Consider the following 19,803-nt stretch of genomic DNA (forward strand, 5'->3'; position numbering starts at 1 on the left):
CCGCAAGGTGGCGTTTTTTTTTACCGCTTACAGTCCATCAACCACCAGCGATTCATCAAGTTCCCGATACGCCTCCACCAGCTTTTCCGTCCTGATGCGATTTAAGCCGCTGGGATTCGGCAACACCCAGACCTGCGTATCGCCAATGGTCATCGTCTGTTTTCCCCACTGCGCGCCGCGCTGGCTAAATCCCTGCTCAAACGCCTGCTTGCCCAGAATCGCCAACGCCGCAGGTTGATAGTGCTCAATCTTCTCAATGAGCTTATGGCCGCCGCTACGCATCTCCTGAAGCTTAACTTCGTTCGCCTGTACGGTAGGTCTGTCGACAAATTTGGTAACGCCACAGCGGAAATCCAGCAGATGCTGCGCCTCTTCCGGTTTCAGTTGACGCCCGGTAAATCCGGCAAGGTGGATTACCTTCCAGAAACGGTTGGCAGGATGCGCGAACGGGAACCCTGTCCCCGCAGAAGAGAGGCCGGGATTGATGCCGCAAAATACCACTCTCAGCTCCCGCGCCAGTATGTCCTTAACCATATTAACTCCTGAACGATACATCAGGCTGAAAGTATAACGGATTGAAAATACGTTGTTTATAAAAACAGCATCCGTACGGTTATGGCTGGATTGCAACACGGAGTTACTTTATAATCCACCGCCACGGCCCCTTAGCTCAGTGGTTAGAGCAGGCGACTCATAATCGCTTGGTCGCTGGTTCAAGTCCAGCAGGGGCCACCAAATTTCAAGGACTTGCGAGAAATCGCAGGTCCTTTTTTTCTGGGAGGCCGGAATAAATGCTCCCGTATTGAAGGCGAGAGCATCGGGGCAGATAGATCTTTTTGCGCGCGCTCAGCTTATACCAGTGCCCGAAGCTGCTCTCGCATATATAAAGAAAAATATTCAGGGTTTTTAATAAGCACCCGCTCTCCTGACGCAATTTTTTCAGCCCACCCGACCAATTTTTCCGTAAACCCGGCATTCCACCCTTCCCGATCGCCTCGGGCTGCCACATCTGCTGCTCTCGCCGGAACCCCCAACTCGTTCAAATATTTAAAAATCCCCTTGGCTGTACTTTCATCCATTGGGTGTGGAACTGAAGCGGATGTATTCATACCGTTAATGAAATCTAAGGCTTTATCAATGACTGCTGGCATACTTTTATCCTTAAAATTAACCATCTGAAAAACACCTCTCTAATATGCCCCTGGATTGAACTTAATATCAAAGAAATCATTAAATTTATCCTTTTCTTTCAACCAGGTTTCGAGGTGAGTCACAACACCATCCGTCTTCCGCTCCACAGATCAACCAGATAGCCCGCAAGGCAGGAGACAACAAGCGCAGCAAGTGTGGGGGATTAGACGCCTGGTGAGGGGCGGTCAGTGCCGGGTTCACCGAGAGAAAAAACAAAATTAATTACGCTCCAGTTTGATACGCCTCTAAAAATATGAGTTTCAGTATGAAACACAAATAATGGTCTGTAGAGAAAAGTGTGATCATGTCGAATGACATTAATCAAAAAATACGTTCGGAAGATAATTACGTTATCAATTGAGCAATTTTTATCCTGTTGACTTAATACCTGAGAGCGACAAAATAAAGAACACGAAATAAAACATTTACCGCCGCGCGATAATTCATCGCGGCCTCAGCCCTGTACGTCGTAGCAGGATATGTTATTGGCAGAAACTGCGTTGCGCTGTTTCTCTGAATGCTCATCCGAACCCGGGAAGGTCTTATTATGAGCTATCGTATGTTTGATTATCTGGTGCCAAATGTGAACTTTTTCGGCCCAATGCCATTTCGGTTGTGGGCGAACGCTGCAAACTATTGGGCGGGCTGTAACCCGGAAAAATTTGCGGATATCGCCGGGAGCCCCCGGCGAAAGCCGGTCTAGTCGTGATGCTTGCGCTTGAACTGGCTGGCGTCGATGTCGTACTGCTTCATCTTACGCCACAGCGTAGTGCGGCCAATGTTCAGCAAATGAGACATTTCCTGCACCCGTCCGCTGGTGACGCGGGCGGCATGGATAATCGCCTCTTTCTCGATAGCCGTAAACGTCAGGCTGGCGGGTAGCAGCGATGATGTCGTATCCACGCCGGGGCGTTCAGAAAACAGATATTCCGGCAGATTACTCAGGCGGATGTGGCCGTTATCGCTGCTGATAGCAATGTTTTCGATGACGCTGTTCAGCTCGAAGTCATTGCCCGGCCAGGAATAGGCCACCAGTTGCGCCAGCGCATCATCATCCACCTTCAGGCTGGTTGAAAAGCGTTTTTTCAGGCCGTTCAGCCGGTTATAGACCAGCGAAGGGATGCTGTTACGCCGCGCGCGCAGCGGAGGAATAATAATTTCAAACGAATGCAGGGCATAGTAAAGCTGACGGCTAAAGCGGTTCTGCTCAACCAGATTCGCCAGATCAACCGTGGTCGTCGCGATCACTTTCACATCCACCGGGATCAGACGTCGCGCGTCAAGGCGGGTTAACACGCCCTGCTTGATCACTTGCAGCAGCGCGGACTGCAACTCCGGCGCCAGATATTCAATTTTTTCCAGAAACAGCGTGCCACCGCTCGCCAGTTCAAGGCGACTCAGACGACCATTTTCATCATCGGTCGGCGCACTGCCCATAAAATCCTGCCCCAGCACGCTATTGGCATAGAGCTGGCAGTTTACGGCGATATAAGGCCCGCTCGCGCGTTCGCTTTCGTTGTGGATAGCCTGGCTGAGAAGCTCTTTGCCCACCCCTTCTTCACCACACAGCAGAACCGGGAAGCTCCCCCTCGCCGCCTGGCGGCCAAAGTGAATCAACCGGCGCGTTTCTGGATCGTCCGTCGACATCTGCTCAAAGGTATGGCTCACTTTCCCCAGTTGACTGGTCATCAACTGGCGCATTTGCTCCACCGGGTGCAGCAGCAGAATAAAGCTGTTGCCCTGCTCCTCAACAATCGGTTTCAGGGTAATGACGGCATCAACAAACTGATGCTGACTTTCAAAAGTCACTTCGACATGGCTCAACCCGCGGACGTGTTTAATGGCGCGACGCAGCAAGGCAGGCAAATTGACCAGATCATGGATGTTTTTCCCCTGGCTGGCCTGCGTATCCAGATGCAGCATCGTGGCCGCCCGTGCGTTGAGAAACTGCAACACGCCCTGCTCGTTCCACGCCATAACGCCATCGTCCATGCTTTCCAGCAGCCCGTACATCTGATTCAGATGACGGTTAGACTCGGCCAACAGGCTATCGGTTAACAGTGAATTTCCCACTTCACGGGCGATCGCCAGCGTCAGCGATAAATCAGAGACTGACTGGTGCTCCACCAGACAGCAGAGCGAAATGGAGCCAAACAGGCGGCCGTGATTATCAAATACCGGGGTTGAGCAGAATGACCACGGGTGCAGCGCCTGTTTAAAATGCTGCTCTCCGGCCGTTTTGGTTGGCTGCCCCGGCATGGTCGCCAGCGACAACGCACAGCTGCCGATGATGCTTTCCGCACAGTAGCTGCCGTCGAGAAAGCCCAGTTCCGCCAGTTTCTCCAGCGTCCCGGGATCGCCGCAGCGGTTTAAGATACAGGCGGATTCATCCAGGATAAACAGCGCGCAAGGTCGTCCATCCATGAACTCCCAGGCATCTTCCAGCGCAGCCTGGCCTATCGTCAGCAACGCCGTTTTGCGTCGGCAAATCGATTCAAAGGTCAGCCCTTGCGCCTGGTGCGGCGTCTGCCAGGTTTCTCGCTGCATAAACTTGCTGCAACGATGCCATGACTGAGCGATGACGGAAGATACTTCCTTCCCGATGTCCTGCGTCTGAGCCGTCATATCCTTTTCCGCTGTTTTACCATAGACAACCCCTCCGGCCGGAACGGTCAGAGGGGAGGAGAAACTGCCTTTTCATCTCGGGAAGAGAACGTAACTAAAGGCGGATTAACGCGCCAGCCACTGCTGGCCTAACAGATCCGCCGTCAGAATCGCGGCATAAACGCTGTCCGGCGTCACCTCAAACGGCATATTGTGGATGGTTTCGCCTTCCGCGCAGGTCGCTTTCGCCACCGCCTGAATTTTCCCTTCAATGCCGTCTTTCACGCCCATCTGCGCGAGGGTAATCGGCAGCCCCACTTTCTCGCAGAATCCCAGAACGGTTTCGATCTCTTCCATCGGGCTGTTCTGTAATACCAGTTGCGCCAGCGTGCCAAACGCGACTTTTTCGCCGTGATACAAATGGTGGCACTCTTCCAGAATAGTGAAACCGTTGTGAATCGCATGCGCCCCGGCCAGACCGCTGCTCTCAAAGCCAATGCCGCTGAGATAGGTGTTGGCTTCAACGATACGCTCCAGCGCATCAGTCACAACGCCAGCCTGAGCCGCCAGACGCGCTTTTTCACCTTCTGCGAGCAATGTATCATAACACAGGCGCGCCAGGCTCAAGGCCGCCGCCGTAGACTGCCCGCCCGCCATGCTGGTCGCTCTGGCGTCATAGCAGGCTTTCGCTTCAAACCAGGTGGAAAGCGCATCCCCCATCCCGGACACCAGTAAACGCACCGGCGCTTTGGCGATGATTGCCGTGTCCATCACCACCATATCCGGGTTTTTCGGGTAGATCAGATACTCTTCAAACTCGCCCGCTTCGGTATAGATAACCGACAATGCGCTGGTCGGGGCATCGGTGGACGCAATAGTCGGAATAATAACGACCGGCAGTTTCTGGTAGTAACCAATGGCTTTTGCCGTATCAAGCGTTTTCCCGCCGCCGATCCCCACCACGCCACGGCAGCCTTTTTGTTTCAAAATGGCCATCAGACGGTTGATTTCAACATGGCTGCATTCGCCATTGAAACGTTCTGCGTGGCAACGGATTTCGTGGCTATTCAGGCCATTCAGCACCTTCTCTCCCGCCAGCTTCATGACGAAGTCATCTGCAATCACGAAAAAGCTGTCCGCCAGGTCTTTGGCATATTGACCGAATAAGACAGAAGCATCAGGTCCCTGGAGATATTTGGCTGGAGATTGAATAACTTTTAGCATTCCTGTCATCCTCAAATAAGTGCATGTATTTACATGGTGAGCCCTGGCGTTATTCTGTTTGGCCCTGTGTTAATGGCGAAAACGGAGCGATACCGGAGCGATGCAATCACTGTAGGACGAGGCATCGCCAAAAAAATCTTTCCTCTTTTTGTTCTGAAATGGAACACAGAAAAATTCATCACGTTTCATAGTGGAACAATAAACCCTAAAAAACGGCAGGATTGCGATCTCGATCCGTTCAGCCTTCTCATAATGCATCTGAAAAAAGGGGAATCATGCGTGGTTTTCGCCGTCGATTGTCGACAAGACAGGAAAATATTTTTCTGTCCGGCCAACTTTTCTGCGTGAATGAGCGGGAAAAAGGCGCGCTCCGGCTCGCATTTTGGCTTTTTTCCATCAAAAAACGTTTCATTAAGGAACGTAAAAGAATAATTTCGTTTCGTAATGAAACTCCTTTTCTTCAAATTTTTTTCTTCATGAACTCAGCCAGAATCTCCTCATCGCCGACCTGCCCCGCAGCGTCCCGATGATGAGCGCCTCCGCAACCATAATGTGCAGCCGGGGGTCTGTTTTTCCCACTCTCCAGGAACCGTTATGACTCAATTCTTTTTTAACCAGCGACCCCATCTCGTCAACGACGTCATTGAAGGAACGATTATCTCCAGCCCGTGGAACAATCTGGTGCGCCTGGAGAGCGATCCGGCGATTCGTGTCGTGGTTCGCCGCGATCTGAACCGTAACAACGTCGCGGTGATTTCCGGCGGCGGCTCCGGGCACGAACCTGCCCACGTTGGCTTCATCGGGAAAGGCATGTTAACCGCTGCCGTCTGCGGCGATCTGTTTGCCTCCCCCAGCGTCGATGCAGTGCTGACCGCTATCCAGGCAGTCACTGGCGACGCCGGCTGCCTGTTAATCGTAAAAAACTATACCGGCGATCGTCTGAACTTCGGCCTTGCGGCAGAGAAAGCGCGCCGTCTGGGCTACAACGTTGAAATGCTGATTGTCGGGGATGACATTTCGCTGCCAGACAATAAGCACCCGCGTGGTATCGCGGGCACCATTCTGGTTCATAAAGTCGCCGGCTATTTTGCCGAACGCGGCTACAACCTGGCGACCGTCTTGCGTGAAGCGCAGTACGCCGCCAACAATACCGTGAGTCTTGGCGTTGCGATTTCCAGTTGCCATCTGCCGCAGGAGACGGAGAACGCACCACGCCATCATCCTAATCAGTCTGAGCTGGGCATGGGGATCCACGGTGAACCCGGCGCATCAGTCATTGATACCCAAAACAGCGCGCAGATTGTGAGCCTGATGGCCGACAAACTCCTCTCCGCTCTGCCTGAGACCGGTCGGCTGGCGGTGATGGTCAATAACCTTGGCGGCGTCTCCGTCGCGGAAATGGCCATCATCACGCGTGAACTGGCGCGCAGCACGCTACATAAACGCATCGACTGGCTTATCGGCCCGGCTTCGCTAGTGACTGCGCTGGACATGAAAGGTTTTTCACTGACGGCAATGGTGCTGGAAGAAAGTATCGAAAAAGCGTTGCTCTCCGGGGTGGAAACCAGCAGTTGGCAAACGCCGGTGCCGCCGCGTGAGATAACCATTATGCCATCCTCATTGCAAAGCGCGCGGGTAGAGTTTCAGCCTTCAGAGAACGCGTTAGTTGCCGGGATTGTTGAGCAGGTCACCCGCACGCTGTCCGATCTGGAAATGGATCTTAACGCGCTGGATGCCAAAGTCGGCGACGGCGATACCGGCTCAACTTTTGCGGCAGGCGCGCGTGAAATCGCGGGCCTGCTACACCGCCAGCAGTTGCCGCTCGACCATCTCGCCACGCTGTTCGCACTCATTGGCGAACGCCTGACCGTCGTCATGGGCGGCTCCAGCGGTGTGCTGATGTCCATTTTCTTTACCGCCGCAGGGCAGAAACTGGAGCAAGGCGCCAGTGTGGCGGAAGCGCTGAATACCGGTCTGGCGCAGATGAAGTATTACGGTGGCGCGGATGAAGGCGATCGTACCATGATCGACGCTTTACAGCCGGCCCTGACATCGTTGCTTGCGCAGCCACAGGATCTGCACGCGGCCTTTTCCGCCGCGCAAAATGGCGCAGAACGTACCTGTCAGTCCAGCAAAGCCAACGCCGGACGCGCATCCTACCTCAGCAGCGAAAGCCTGCTTGGCAATATGGACCCTGGCGCACACGCCGTGGCAATGGTGTTTAAAGCGCTGGCGGAAAGTCACAACGCCTGATAGTCAGCAGAAAACCGGGCCCGCAGTGGCCCGGTTAAGTTTCCACCTATAAGGAATGATTAAGCCGGCTTACGATGCCAGTATGCTGCGGCGCGCACCCGTTGCGGATCAAACTGTTCCGTCTCAAAGCGACGGCTCAGATGCTTAACCACTTTCCCTTCACCCGTGATCCAGATGAAATAATCCGCTTCCGGCACCGTTAATTGCGCCAGTCGCTCATCAATCGCCTGCTCATCGTGTCCGACCACCCATTCAATGGCAAAGCCATCAAGATGCGCCAGATAATCCTGATATGCGGCATCCTGTACGCTGACCAGCGCCGTAACATGCGGGCGAACGGACAAGCGATCGAGCGCTTCCAGGCGGCGGCGCAGCGCTGGCATCCCTGACTCATCGCAGACATAAACCTGATATGCATAGTCTTCCGGCACCACCAGCGATCCACGCGGCCCACCGATGGTGAGCGTGTCGCCTTCGCGAGCGTTTACTGCCCATGTGCTCGCCACGCCGCCGTCGTGAATAAAGAAATCCAGCGCCAGCTCGTGCCGCTCTTCATCATATAAGGGCGTGTAATCGCGGGAAGCAGGACGTACGCCCTCTCCCCAGACAATCCCTTCGTCCGTTACCGTCGGAGGAACGAACAGGCTGCCCGGTTCAGGGAAAAACACTTTGGTGTGATCGTCAAAGCCGCGCGAGCTAAAGCCTTCCAGCGCTTCACCGCCAAGAACAATGCGCTGAAAACCGGCGCTAATACGCTCGACGCGCAGAACGGTAAGTTCACGAAAACGCAGTTCGTTACGAACGCGCTGTGGGTAGCGTGAGGATGTATTTATCATTTTTTCGCCTTCATGCAGATAATACGATATATCTAAATTAAATTTTAAATGATAATGATTGTTAGTTATGAAGATTGCAAGCACTTTTTTGATACAGTAACTTTCGATATACCTCACAATACAAAATAATTTTAATCACTTTAAAATCAATAAATTAAACAAAATAAAAATCGACAGACTTGCAAGATTACAAGTTTTAGATATAAATTAGATATATCTAAATAAAACAGGAGTACATCATGCGACATCATCATGAAGGTTGCGAGAGAGAGCATCACCACGGCCATGAACATGGCTGCGAGCACCGTCATGGCCGGGGCGCTGGCGGCGGACGTCGCCAGCGCTTTTTTGGCCACGGCGAACTACGCCTGGTGATTCTGGAAATTTTGACCCGCGAGGCCAGCCACGGTTACGAATTGATTAAAGCCATCGAGAACCTGACGCTGGGCAACTACACCCCAAGCCCAGGCGTGATTTACCCAACGCTGGATTTTCTTCAGGATCAGGAATTTATCACTATCAAAGAAGAGGACGGCGGGCGTAAGCAGATCACCATTACAGAGCAGGGGCAACGGTGGCTGGAAGAGAACCGTGAACACCTGGAGCACATCCACGAACGCGTGAAAGCGCGCTGCGTCGGCTTTGAACTGCGTAAGAACCCGCAGATGAAACGGGCGCTGGACAACTTCAAAGCCGTGTTGGATCTGCGGGTGAATCAGGGCGGGATCAGCGACGCGCAGCTTAAGCAGATCATTGGCGTTATCGATCGCGCGGCGCTGGAAATCAGCCAACTGGATTAAGCAGGCGGTACGTCCTCCGCACGGATGCGGAACACTTTCACGATCTCTTTTAAGTGCTGGGCCTGCTCATTCAGCGACGCCGCTGCCGCAACGGACTCCTCAACCAGACACGAGTTCTGTTGCGTGGTGGCGTCAATCAGCCCAATCGCGCTGTTGATTTGCGAAATCCCATCGGTTTGTTCGCGACTGGCCTGGCCGATTTCACGCAGAATCACATCCATCTCTTCAACGTTATCCACCATACCATTAATCAACGCACTGGCTTTTTCCACCAGTTGCATCCCCTCTTGCGTCTGGCTGGTAGAGTCTTCGATCAGGTGGCGGATCTCACTGGCCGACGACGCGCTTTTTTGCGCCAGTTGACGAACTTCCCCCGCCACGACCGCGAAGCCACGCCCGTGTTCCCCGGCGCGAGCGGCTTCCACGGCGGCGTTAAGCGCCAGAATGTTGGTCTGGAAGGCAATAGAATCAATCAGGTTGATAATGTCGGACATGCGGTTAGAGGTCTCATTTATCACGCGCATTTTTTGCGTGACCTGACGCATCATCTCACCGTTATTTTTCACCACGCTGGCCGCATCGGCAGAAAGATGGGTCGCTTCGCTGGTGTGGTCCGCCGTATTTTTGACGGTGGCGGTAATCTGCTCCATAGAGGCCGCCGTTTGCTCAACAGAACTGGCCTGTTCTTCAGTACGCGCCGCCAGATCCTGGTTGCCCGCGACAATTTGCGCCGCCGCGCTGGAGATATTTTCAGAGCCGTTCTGAACTTCCTGCACGATCACCAGCAGACGGTTTTTCATCTCCATCAACGCCTGCAACAGCACGCCGGTTTCATCCTTTTGCGCGATATGAATCGTGCGGGTCAAATCCCCCTCCGCAATCGCCCCGGCAAACTGCACGGCGTCATTAAGCGGTCGGGTAATGGAACGTACGATGTACCATCCCATTATCACTCCGGCGGCAATGCTGATAAGCGCCAGGAGAATCAGCTGTGCCCGGTTGGTGCGAAAATCCTGGTCAACCGACGCGCCCGCGTTGCGCATCAGCGTATCTTCAATAGCGATCAGCTCCTGTACTTTGGCTTTATACGCCTGCTGTATGTTGACGGTGGTCGTCATCATTTCCTGTATCGCCGCCGGACGATTATGGTTCTGAATTTCCTGCAAAATACGGAACCGGGAGGCCAGATACTGCTGACGCACATCGCGAATTCCGGCGATAATAGCCTTTGAGGCCTCGTCCTGACGGCTGGCGGACAGTTCATCGAGCAATACCGTAATGCGCTGGCTAATCGCATCCAGATACTTTTGCGACTCCTGGCTCCAGCGTCCTTCTTCATCCAGCAGCATCAGTTGCTGCGTGCTAACGAAATCCTGAAAATTATCGATCAGCAGGTTGGCTTTCACCGTCGTGGGATAATCGTGAGTAATGATGTTCTGCATACTGGTATTCGTTCGATCCAGGCTGAACAACGAAAGGCCAGAACTCACGATCATCAGTACAATAAACAAACCAAACGCAATAAATAATTTCGAGCGGATCTTCATGTTATGCAAAAGCATATTTCCCCCTGGAGATTGTTTTTCCTCTATACAGGGTTCGTTATCGGTTACGGTTGCGCTAACTTTATGATATTGATCGTTTTTTATTTCAAGTTATTACGATAAATAGTTTTCAACGATGAATATCGGCAGACCGATCGTTATACAATTCATTTTTCAGGTTCAGAAAAATGAAGAATCACACAAAATAACGCAGCGGGTCTAAATAAGGAAATAGCTCGAAATGGTAAATATTTAATATGTGCTTAACATTGTTAGCCCAATATTATGACAAAACGCTTATCGGCTTCGATAAGCGTTTGTCGGCAGAAATAAAGGGAATTTGATTTAATGCAGAACCGTTACCGCGTCTTCCAGACGGCTGGCGCGATGTTTAACCATCGCTGAAACCTGAGCGCTCTCCTCCACCAGCTCGGCATTTTTCTGCGTGATATGGTTTAACTCATCCACGGCGCGGGTCAGGCTGGAGAGTCCGTCCGCCTGTTCCAGCGTCGAGTGGCTGATTTGCGCAATAAGCTGAGTGACGTTTTGCACCTGGGCCACAATATCATCCATCGTGCGTCCTGCCGCATGCACCTGTTCGGAACCAGACTGTACCCGGCTTGCGCTGGCGTCAATGAGCTTACGAATATCATTCGCCGCGCTGGCGCTTCGGCTGGCAAGATGGCGAACCTCCCCGGCGACAACGGCAAATCCTTTACCCTGCTCGCCCGCTCGCGCCGCTTCAACCGCCGCGTTCAGCGCCAGGATATTCGTCTGGAAAGCAATATCGTTAATCAGCGTAGTGATTGTGCCAATCTGCTGCGTGCTGTCAGCGATGTCATCCATCGTTTTAATGACGGTTTCCATCGCCTCTCCGCCCTGCGTCGCCGCACTGCTGGCCGCGCTGGATAATTTATCGGCGGCGGACGCGGTGGTGGAATTTTTCTTCACGGACTCCGCCATCTGGTTCATAGTCGTCACCGTCTGCTGCACATTCTCCACCGTCTGGCGGGTGTGTTTATTCAGATCGTCATTGCCTTTCGCTAACGTCTCGCTGCCGTTTCTGACGCTGGAAACCTGGCTTGAGACGTCATTAATCAGCCAGCGGCACATAAGCCCAAGCTGGCCTACCGCGCGCAACATCAGCCCCAGTTCGTCACTACGGTTAAGATGCGATACGCTGTTACGCTCGCCCGTTGCGACTTTCAACGCCTGCCGGGTGACATTTTCGATCGGACGCACAATCTGCCATTCAAACACCGCCGTTCCCGCCAGCATCAGCAGGGCGTTCACGAATAGCGCTGGCCACGCAACGCCCATTTGCGCCATCGCCGCCATCAGCACCACGCCCGTTAGCGCCATAACGCTGCGTACACGCCAGCGAATGGGGATTGCCGGCAGTTTCCCCAGCCAGCCTTTACGCACCACCAGTCCTTTATGGATACGTTTGTTGCTGCGGCCTTCATTCAGCGCCTTATACAAAGGCTCAACGGCAGCAATCTCTTCATCTGTCGCGCGGGTACGAATCGACATATAGCCGGTCACGCGCCCTTCCCGCACCATCGGCACCGCATTCGCCCGCACCCAGTAGTGATCGCCATTCTTCCGTCGGTTTTTCACGATGCCGCTCCACGGCTCACCCTGCCTGAGGGTGTACCACATATCCGCAAACGCGGCTTTCGGCATGTCCGGGTGGCGTACCAGATTATGCGGTTGCGTAAGCAGTTCATTCAGCGTAAAGCCGCTTACCTGAACGAAGGTATCATTTGCATGGGTGATATAGCTTTGCAGGTCAGTTGTGGACATCAGGGTTGTATCATCATCCAGCGGATAATTATGCTGGCTGACGTAGGGATGAGAAGACATGGTTGCGTCCTGTGCAGGTTACTTGAATGTTAACTTTTCTGTCAGATGTTATTTCGGCGATAATTTGTTTATCTTTAGTTGTTAAATTTGATTTAGATCGCAATTTGCGTTTAAACCGTAATATTTGTATGTTTTCTAATTCATTGATTTAAAATACTTTCGTTAAGTAACTATTCAGTTCCACTATAACTTCCGCCCCATATACGCACACCGCCCGCACCGTTCTGGTGCGACTGCCCGCTCGTCAGCCCCCGCTTCCCTGCACACGCACTGCGCAAAACATCACCAATTGTTAATGAATGAGATTAAATATTGCACACTTGATATTTTCCCTGGTGTTTATCCCGATTTTCATGATCCGCGCCGATATGGCGCAATCCCTGCAATACTTAACTCAGTATCATGTGATACGCGAGTTCCGGGAGCATATTTTGAACAGGTTACCTTCCAGCGCATCGGCCCTGGCCTGTAGCGCACACGCACTGAATCTCATTGAAAAGCGAACGCTTGATCATGAGGAAATGAAAGCACTGAACCGAGAGGTGATTGATTACTTCAAAGAGCATGTTAATCCGGGGTTTTTAGAGTATCGAAAATCTGTGACCGCTGGCGGGGATTACGGAGCCGTAGAGTGGCAAGCGGGAAGTCTGAATACGCTTGTCGACACCCAGGGACAGGAGTTTATTGATTGCCTGGGTGGTTTTGGCATTTTCAACGTGGGGCACCGTAATCCAGTTGTCGTATCCGCCGTACAGAATCAACTCGCAAAACAACCTCTGCACAGCCAGGAGTTACTGGACCCGCTCCGGGCCATGTTGGCTAAAACGCTCGCAGCGCTTACGCCTGGAAAACTGAAGTACAGTTTTTTCAGCAACAGCGGCACCGAATCGGTAGAAGCGGCGCTGAAACTGGCGAAGGCGTATCAGTCGCCGCGCGGTAAGTTTACCTTTATCGCTACCAGCGGCGCGTTTCACGGTAAATCGCTGGGGTCGCTTTCCGCCACGGCGAAATCCACGTTCCGCAAGCCGTTTATGCCGCTGCTGCCGGGTTTTCGCCATGTACCGTTTGGCAACATTGAGGCCATGCGTACTGCGCTTAGCGAGTGTAAAAAAACCGGCGACGATGTGGCAGCCGTCATTCTGGAACCAATTCAGGGCGAGGGCGGCGTGATCCTGCCGCCGCAGGGCTATCTGACCGCCGTGCGTAAACTCTGCGATGAGTTTGGCGCCCTGATGATTCTGGATGAAGTCCAGACCGGCATGGGGCGCACCGGTAAGATGTTCGCCTGCGAACATGAAAACGTGCAGCCTGACATTTTATGTCTGGCAAAAGCGTTGGGCGGCGGCGTGATGCCGGTTGGGGCAACCATCGCCACCGAAGAGGTGTTCTCCGTTCTGTTCGATAATCCGTTCCTGCACACCACAACCTTTGGCGGCAACCCGCTGGCCTGTGCGGCAGCATTAGCGACCATTAACGTGTTGCTGGAGCAGAATCTACCGGCACAGGCGGAGCAGAAAGGCGATATGTTGCTGGACGGCTTCCTCCAGCTTGCCAGGGAATACCCTGACCTGGTGCAGGACGCTCGCGGAAAAGGGATGTTGATGGCGATTGAGTTTGTTGACAACGAAATCGGCTACAACTTCGCCAGCGAGATGTTCCGCCAGCGGGTACTGGTTGCCGGGACGCTCAACAACTCGAAAACGATTCGCATCGAACCACCGCTGACATTAACAATTGAGCAGTGTGAACAGGTATTAAAGGCGACCCGCAAGGCTCTGGCGGCGTTACGGGTGAGCGTGGAGGAAACATAACACATCGCCGGATGGCGCTACGCTTATCCGGCCTACAGGAATCCGATCCGTAGGCCGGATAAGATGCGCCAGCATCGCCATCCGGCAAGTTCACACAACCCGCACACCCGCCTGTAGGCCGGATAAGGCGCGCCTGCGTCGCCATCCGGCAAGTTCACACAACCCGCACACCCGCCTGTAGGCCAGGTAAGACGCGCCTGCATCGCCATCCGGCAATGTTCACACAACCCGCACACCCGCCTGTAGGCCGGATAAGATGCGCCAGCATCGCCATCCGGCAATGTTCACACAACCCGCACGCCCGCCTGTAGGCCGGATAAGATGCGCCAGCATCGCCATCCGGCAATGTTCACACAACCCGCACGCCCGCAGGCATTACGCGTTCCGGCGTCAGCAATACGCTTTCACTGCCGTCATCGGTTTCGGCGCACAGCAACATGCACTCTGACGTTTCACCACGCATTTTGGCTTTTTGCAGATTGCACAGTACCACCACCGTTTTCCCCATCAGCGCATCCTCACGGTAATAAGGTACGAGGCTGGTTACCGTTTGCAGCGTACGCTCGCCCACATCCACCTGCACAATGTAAAGCTTATCGGCATTATCATGACGCTTTACCTGTACAATCTTTCCAACACGCAGCTCCAGTCGGGCAAAATCCGCAAAGGCCACCGTCTCCATCTTTTTCTCCCTTTGGTAAAAATTTACTAAATCATAGCAATAATTTTTCCAGGCGCTGTTCTTAAAAAAGGGGAAATGCTGCGTTTATCACACTCTTTAAGCTGAAATTTACCCCTGGCACGTCAAATAAACGCGCTTTATTTACTGAAAACAGATGCATAGATAAGCACTTCCTTTACAATGAAAAGGCTACTCAGGGGAAAGTCGAAAAAGGTAATCATGGCAACACTTAAAGATATCGCAATTGAAGCTGGCGTATCCCTGGCGACAGTGTCGCGGGTCTTAAACGACGACCCCACGCTGAATGTCAAAGAAGAGACCAAACACCGCATTCTGGAAATCGCGGAAAAGCTGGAGTACAAAACCAGCAGCGCCCGTAAGAGCCAGAATAGTACGGTCAGCCTGCAACACATCCTTGCCATCTACAGTTATCAGCAAGAGCTGGAAATTAACGATCCCTACTATCTGGCAATCCGCCACGGGATTGAGACACAGTGTGAAAAACTGGGGATTGAACTGACCAACTGCTACGAACACAGCGGGTTGCCGGATCTTAAAAACATCACCGGCATTCTCATTGTCGGCAAGCCTTCAGCCGCCTTACGCGACGCCGCCGCCGCGCTGACTGACAATATCTGCTTTATCGACTTTCACGAATCAGGCAGTGAATACGATGCCGTCGATATCGATTTGTCCCGCATCAGCAAAGAGATCATCGACTTTTTCATTGCTCAGGGCGCAACCCGTATCGGTTTTATTGGCGGGGAGGATGAGCCCGGCAAAGCCGATATCCGCGAAGCCGCGTTTGTCGAATATGGCCGCCTGAAGCAGGTCGTGCGTGAAGATGATATCTGGCGCGGTGGTTTTTCCAGTTCATCAGGTTACGAACTGGCGAAACAAATGCTGGCTAAAGCGGATTATCCGCGCGCGCTGTTTGTCGCCTCCGACTCGATAGCCATTGGCGTGTTACGCGCAATCCATGAGCATGGCCTTGAGATCCCGCGCGACATCTCCCTGATAAGCGTGAATGACATTCCGACGGCGCGATTCACCTTCCCACCGCTTTCCACGGTGCGCATTCATTCCGAAATGATGGGCAGCCAGGGCGTAAATCTGGTGTACGAAAAAGCCCGTGACGGGCGTGCACTGCCGCTGCTGGTCTTCGTTCCCAGTAAACTTAAACTGCGCGGCACCAGCCGCTAACTCCCCTTTTCCACCGCCCGGTTTTCCTGATAGCCGGGCGCATTCCGCTTTTCGCCGTTTTTCTTCTCACTGCTTATTTTCGTGATCCAGTTAAAGTAAATCATTTTACCCACTACATTTTAGTAAATATTTTACTAAAATCATTTCCCATAACGCACACTTACCATCGCCTTGAAGGGTTCCGACTTCGCTCCACAGGGAGGCATTATGAATCGCTGGGAAAACATTCAGCTGACCCACGAAAACAGACTGGCGCCACGCGCCTACTTTTTTTCTTATGACTCAATAGCTCAGGCTCGCACATTCGCCCGCGAAACTAGCAGCTATTTTTTGCCGCTAAGCGGTCAGTGGAACTTTCAGTTCTTCGACCACCCGCTTCAGGTGCCGGAAGCCTTTACCTCAGAGTATATGCGTGACTGGGGAACAATTACCGTTCCGGGGATGTGGCAAATGGAAGGCCACGGCAAGCTGCAATATACCGACGAAGGCTTCCCGTTCCCAATCGATGTGCCGTACGTCCCCAGCGATAACCCCACCGGCGCTTATCAACGCATTTTCACGCTGAGCGAAGGCTGGCAAGGAAAGCAAACGCTGATTAAATTCGACGGCGTCGAAACGTATTTCGAAGTTTATGTGAACGGCCATTATGTGGGATTCAGCAAAGGCAGCCGCCTGACGGCAGAGTTCGACATCAGCGCGGTCGCGAAGACGGGCGACAACCTGTTATGCGTCCGCGTGATGCAGTGGGCAGATTCCACCTATGTTGAAGACCAGGATATGTGGTGGTCGGCGGGCATCTTCCGCGACGTTTATCTGGTTGGTAAACACACCGTCCACATTCAGGACTTCACCGTTCGCACCGATTTTGACGACGATTATCGCAATGCCACCCTCTCCTGCCAGCTGGTTCTGGAAAACCTGACCGCCGACCCGGCAATCGCTTCTCTGGAGTATGCGCTGTTTGACGGTGAGGATGTTGTACACGCAGGCACCATCAACGCACTGACCATTGACCAGCGCATCAGCACCGACTTTGCTGTTGGCGTTCGCACTCCGCACCAGTGGTCCTCTGAGTCGCCGTATCTCTACCATCTGGTGATGACCCTGAAAGACGCCAACGGCAATACTCTTGAAGTAGTGCCGCAACGCGTGGGCTTTCGCGATATTCAGGTTCGCGACGGGCTGTTTTACATCAACAACCGCTACGTGATGCTGCACGGCGTCAACCGCCACGATAACGATCATCTTAAAGGTCGGGCTGTCGGCATGGATCGCGTTGAAAAAGATCTGCGGTTAATGAAACAGCACAACATCAACTCGGTACGAACCGCGCACTACCCTAACGATCCACGTTTCTACGAGCTTTGCGATATCTACGGCCTGTTTGTGATGGCGGAAACCGACGTCGAGTCACACGGATTCGCTAACATCGGCGATATCAGCCGCATCACCGACGACCCGGCGTGGGAAACGGTCTACGTCGAGCGCATCGTGCGCCATATCCATGCGCAGAAAAACCACCCTTCTATCATCATCTGGTCGCTGGGCAACGAATCCGGGTACGGCTGTAATATTCGCGCGATGTACCACGCCGCCAAAGCGCTGGATGACACGCGCCTGATTCACTACGAAGAAGACCGCGACGCAGAAGTGGTGGATATCATCTCCACCATGTATACCCGCGTGCCGCTAATGAACGAGTTTGGTGAGTACCCGCATCCGAAGCCGCGCATCATCTGCGAATACGCCCACGCGATGGGCAATGGCCCCGGTGGGCTAACCGAATATCAAAATGTCTTTTACCAGCACGACTGCATTCAGGGGCACTATGTCTGGGAATGGTGCGATCACGGTATTCAGGCGAAAGACGACGATGGCAACGTGTGGTACAAATTTGGCGGCGATTACGGCGACTACCCGAATAACTACAACTTCTGCCTTGATGGTCTGATTTACCCTGACCAGACGCCGGGCCCGGGTCTGAAGGAGTACAAGCAGGTCATTGCACCTGTAAAAATCCACGCACAGGATCTGGAACGTGGCGAACTGAAAGTAGAAAACAAGCTGTGGTTCACCTCCCTTGACGACTATACCCTGCATATTGACGTTCGTGCCGAAGGGGAGACGCTCTCCACGCAACAGATCAAACTGCGCGACGTCGCGCCGAATAGCGAGGCGTTACTGCACTGCACGTTGCCAGCGCTGGATGGGCGAGAAACGTTTCTTAACGTCACCGTGACCAAAGACTCCCCCACACTTTACAGCGACGCAGGGCATCATATCGCCACCTGTCAGTTCCCGCTGAAGGCCAGAACGGCGCCTCCTGTACCGTTTAGCCAGCCAAACGCGCGCGCGTTGACGCTGGAAGACGATCGTCTGAGCTGCACCGTGCGCGGCTACAACTTCCATCTGACGTTCTCAAAACTGAACGGGAAGCCAACCGCCTGGAACGTTAATGGTGAAGCGCTGCTGACCCGCGCGCCAAAAATCAATTTCTTTAAGCCGACAATTGATAACCACAAGCAGGAGTTCGACGGGCTCTGGCAACCAAACCATCTGCACATCATGCAGGAGCATCTGCGGGCGTTTACCGTCGAGCAAACGGAAGATGCGGTGCTGATTACCAGCCACACCCTTGTTGCTCCGCCGGTATTTGATTTCGGCATGCTCTGTACGTATCGCTGGCGCATTGCGATGGATGGTCAGGTAAACGTCGCGCTTTCCGGCGAACCCTACGGCGAATATCCGCACATTATTCCGTGCATTGGCTTCACGATGGGAATCAATGGCGCCTTCGATCAGGTTGCCTGGTATGGTCGCGGTCCGGGAGAAAACTATGCCGACAGTCAGCAGGCCAACATTATCGACATCTGGCGCTCCACCGTGGATGACATGTTTGAGAATTACCCGTTCCCGCAGAACAACGGTAACCGCCAGCATGTACGCTGGGCGACGCTAACCAACCGCCACGGCAACGGTCTGCTGGTGGTGCCGCAACGCCCCATCAACTTCAGCGCCTGGCATTACACGCCAGAAAACCTCTTTGCCGCACAGCACTGCAATGAGTTGCAGCGCTGCGACGACATCACTCTGAATCTGGATCATCAGTTGCTTGGGCTGGGTTCCAACTCCTGGGGAAGCGAAGTGCTCGATTCCTGGCGCGTCTGGTTCCGGTCATTCCGTTATGGCTTTACGTTGCTGCCGGTGTCCGGCGGCGAAGCGACCGCCCAGGCTATCGCCGGCCATGCCTTCGGCACGGACTTCTTTTCCACAAATTTGCATAGCGAGAATGAAAAATGAGGCTCCTCGATAACTTAGAACAGTTCCGGCAGGTCTACGCCTCTGGTCGAAAATGGCAGCGCTGCATTGAAGCGATTGAAAATATCGACAACATTCAGCCCGGCGTCGCTCACTCCATCGGGGATTCTCTGACGTATCGCGTGGAAACCGACTCTGCCGCTGATGCGCTGTTTACCGGGCATCGCCGTTACGTTGAAGTGCATTACTACCTGCAAGGGCGACAAAAAATTGAATATGCCGCCAAAGATACGTTGCAGGTCGTTGAATATTATCGCGATGAAACCGATCGCGAATATCTGAAAGGTTGCGGAAACACCGTGGAGGTTCACGAAGGACAGATGGTGATTTGCGACAACCATGAAGCCTACCGTTTTATCTGTAATCACGCTGTAAAAAAAGTCGTACTCAAAGTGACCATTGAAGATGGTTATTTTCATAACAAATAAAAATAACGGGCGGCACCTGTGATGTGCCGCTAACTACCCTACA

At 53.2% G+C, this 19,803-nt stretch carries 14 protein-coding genes, 1 tRNA gene and 1 pseudogene; 8 read left to right on the forward strand and 8 right to left on the reverse strand.

What is annotated here, in order from left to right; genetic code table 11:
- Nucleotides 1–27 precede the first annotated feature (27 nt).
- Entirely contained in the window at nucleotides 28–534 is a 507-nt protein-coding gene (gene mug, locus OGV67_RS14900; protein ID WP_115608821.1) for a G/U mismatch-specific DNA glycosylase, read from the reverse strand.
- 125 nt (nucleotides 535–659) lie between these two features.
- On the opposite strand from mug, the gene OGV67_RS14905 reads away from it, so the two are divergent.
- Nucleotides 660–735 (forward strand) — tRNA-Ile (locus OGV67_RS14905).
- A gap of 116 nt (nucleotides 736–851) precedes the next feature.
- Here OGV67_RS14905 and OGV67_RS14910 read toward each other — a convergent pair.
- The gene (locus OGV67_RS14910) at nucleotides 852–1,151 is read right to left on the reverse strand and encodes a DUF1889 family protein (protein WP_071257989.1); all 300 of its coding nucleotides are present in this window, start codon (nucleotides 1,149–1,151) and stop codon (nucleotides 852–854) included.
- Nucleotides 1,152–1,738: 587 nt separating this feature from the next.
- Between OGV67_RS14910 and OGV67_RS14915 the strand changes: the two are divergent.
- Nucleotides 1,739–1,836: pseudogene (locus OGV67_RS14915) on the forward strand (hypothetical protein); the annotation flags it as partial.
- A 54-nt stretch (nucleotides 1,837–1,890) separates the two neighbouring features.
- Here the strand turns inward: OGV67_RS14915 and dhaR are convergent.
- Complete coding sequence (dhaR, locus tag OGV67_RS14920; protein ID WP_114848348.1) at nucleotides 1,891–3,816, reverse strand: dihydroxyacetone kinase operon transcriptional regulator DhaR; 1,926 nt, start codon at nucleotides 3,814–3,816, stop codon at nucleotides 1,891–1,893.
- 105 nt (nucleotides 3,817–3,921) lie between these two features.
- The gene (locus OGV67_RS14925; RefSeq protein WP_024130968.1) at nucleotides 3,922–5,019 is read right to left on the reverse strand and encodes a glycerol dehydrogenase; all 1,098 of its coding nucleotides are present in this window, start codon (nucleotides 5,017–5,019) and stop codon (nucleotides 3,922–3,924) included.
- Nucleotides 5,020–5,613: 594 nt separating this feature from the next.
- On the opposite strand from OGV67_RS14925, the gene OGV67_RS14930 reads away from it, so the two are divergent.
- Nucleotides 5,614–7,272, forward strand: coding sequence for a glycerone kinase (locus tag OGV67_RS14930; RefSeq protein WP_115614400.1), 1,659 nt, complete (start codon nucleotides 5,614–5,616; stop codon nucleotides 7,270–7,272).
- A 59-nt stretch (nucleotides 7,273–7,331) separates the two neighbouring features.
- Here OGV67_RS14930 and OGV67_RS14935 read toward each other — a convergent pair whose 3' ends face one another.
- On the reverse strand, nucleotides 7,332–8,108 hold the full coding sequence (locus OGV67_RS14935) for a siderophore-interacting protein (protein ID WP_047463900.1): 777 nt from the start codon (nucleotides 8,106–8,108) through the stop codon (nucleotides 7,332–7,334).
- 239 nt (nucleotides 8,109–8,347) lie between these two features.
- Between OGV67_RS14935 and OGV67_RS14940 the strand changes: the two genes are divergently transcribed.
- Nucleotides 8,348–8,908 (forward strand): PadR family transcriptional regulator, encoded by a 561-nt coding sequence (locus OGV67_RS14940; RefSeq protein ID WP_115614399.1) that lies wholly within the window; start codon nucleotides 8,348–8,350, stop codon nucleotides 8,906–8,908.
- Here the strand turns inward: OGV67_RS14940 and OGV67_RS14945 are convergent.
- Both OGV67_RS14945 and OGV67_RS14950 read right to left on the reverse strand, forming a co-directional pair.
- Nucleotides 8,905–10,470, reverse strand: a complete 1,566-nt coding sequence (locus OGV67_RS14945; protein WP_115614398.1) for a methyl-accepting chemotaxis protein — start codon at nucleotides 10,468–10,470, stop codon at nucleotides 8,905–8,907. The genes OGV67_RS14940 and OGV67_RS14945 overlap by 4 nt on opposite strands.
- A 327-nt stretch (nucleotides 10,471–10,797) precedes the next feature.
- Entirely contained in the window at nucleotides 10,798–12,318 is a 1,521-nt protein-coding gene (locus OGV67_RS14950; protein ID WP_115614397.1) for a methyl-accepting chemotaxis protein, read from the reverse strand.
- A gap of 431 nt (nucleotides 12,319–12,749) precedes the next feature.
- Between OGV67_RS14950 and ygjG the strand changes: the two genes are divergently transcribed.
- Nucleotides 12,750–14,129 carry a putrescine aminotransferase gene (ygjG, locus tag OGV67_RS14955; protein ID WP_111925746.1) on the forward strand — a complete coding sequence of 460 codons (1,380 nt, stop codon included), beginning with the start codon at nucleotides 12,750–12,752 and terminating at the stop codon, nucleotides 14,127–14,129.
- Between the two features lie 349 nt (nucleotides 14,130–14,478).
- On the opposite strand, the gene OGV67_RS14960 is transcribed toward ygjG, so the two are convergent.
- Nucleotides 14,479–14,811, reverse strand: a complete 333-nt coding sequence (locus OGV67_RS14960) for a tRNA-binding protein (RefSeq protein WP_049009430.1) — start codon at nucleotides 14,809–14,811, stop codon at nucleotides 14,479–14,481.
- 219 nt (nucleotides 14,812–15,030) lie between these two features.
- Here OGV67_RS14960 and ebgR point away from each other — a divergent pair, with 219 nt between their 5' ends.
- From ebgR to OGV67_RS14975, 3 genes are all read left to right on the forward strand, one after another.
- Entirely contained in the window at nucleotides 15,031–16,014 is a 984-nt protein-coding gene (gene ebgR, locus OGV67_RS14965) for a transcriptional regulator EbgR (RefSeq protein ID WP_049009429.1), read from the forward strand.
- A gap of 207 nt (nucleotides 16,015–16,221) precedes the next feature.
- Entirely contained in the window at nucleotides 16,222–19,314 is a 3,093-nt protein-coding gene (gene ebgA / locus OGV67_RS14970; RefSeq protein ID WP_071257787.1) for a beta-galactosidase subunit alpha, read from the forward strand.
- Nucleotides 19,311–19,760: a beta-galactosidase subunit beta gene (locus tag OGV67_RS14975; protein ID WP_049009427.1), complete on the forward strand. Its 450-nt coding sequence runs from the start codon at nucleotides 19,311–19,313 to the stop codon at nucleotides 19,758–19,760. Before ebgA ends, OGV67_RS14975 begins: the two co-directional genes overlap by 4 nt.
- Nucleotides 19,761–19,803 lie beyond the last annotated feature (43 nt).

This window comes from Citrobacter sp. CK188, from assembly GCF_030333525.1.
Lineage (GTDB): Bacteria > Pseudomonadota > Gammaproteobacteria > Enterobacterales > Enterobacteriaceae > Citrobacter_B > Citrobacter_B koseri.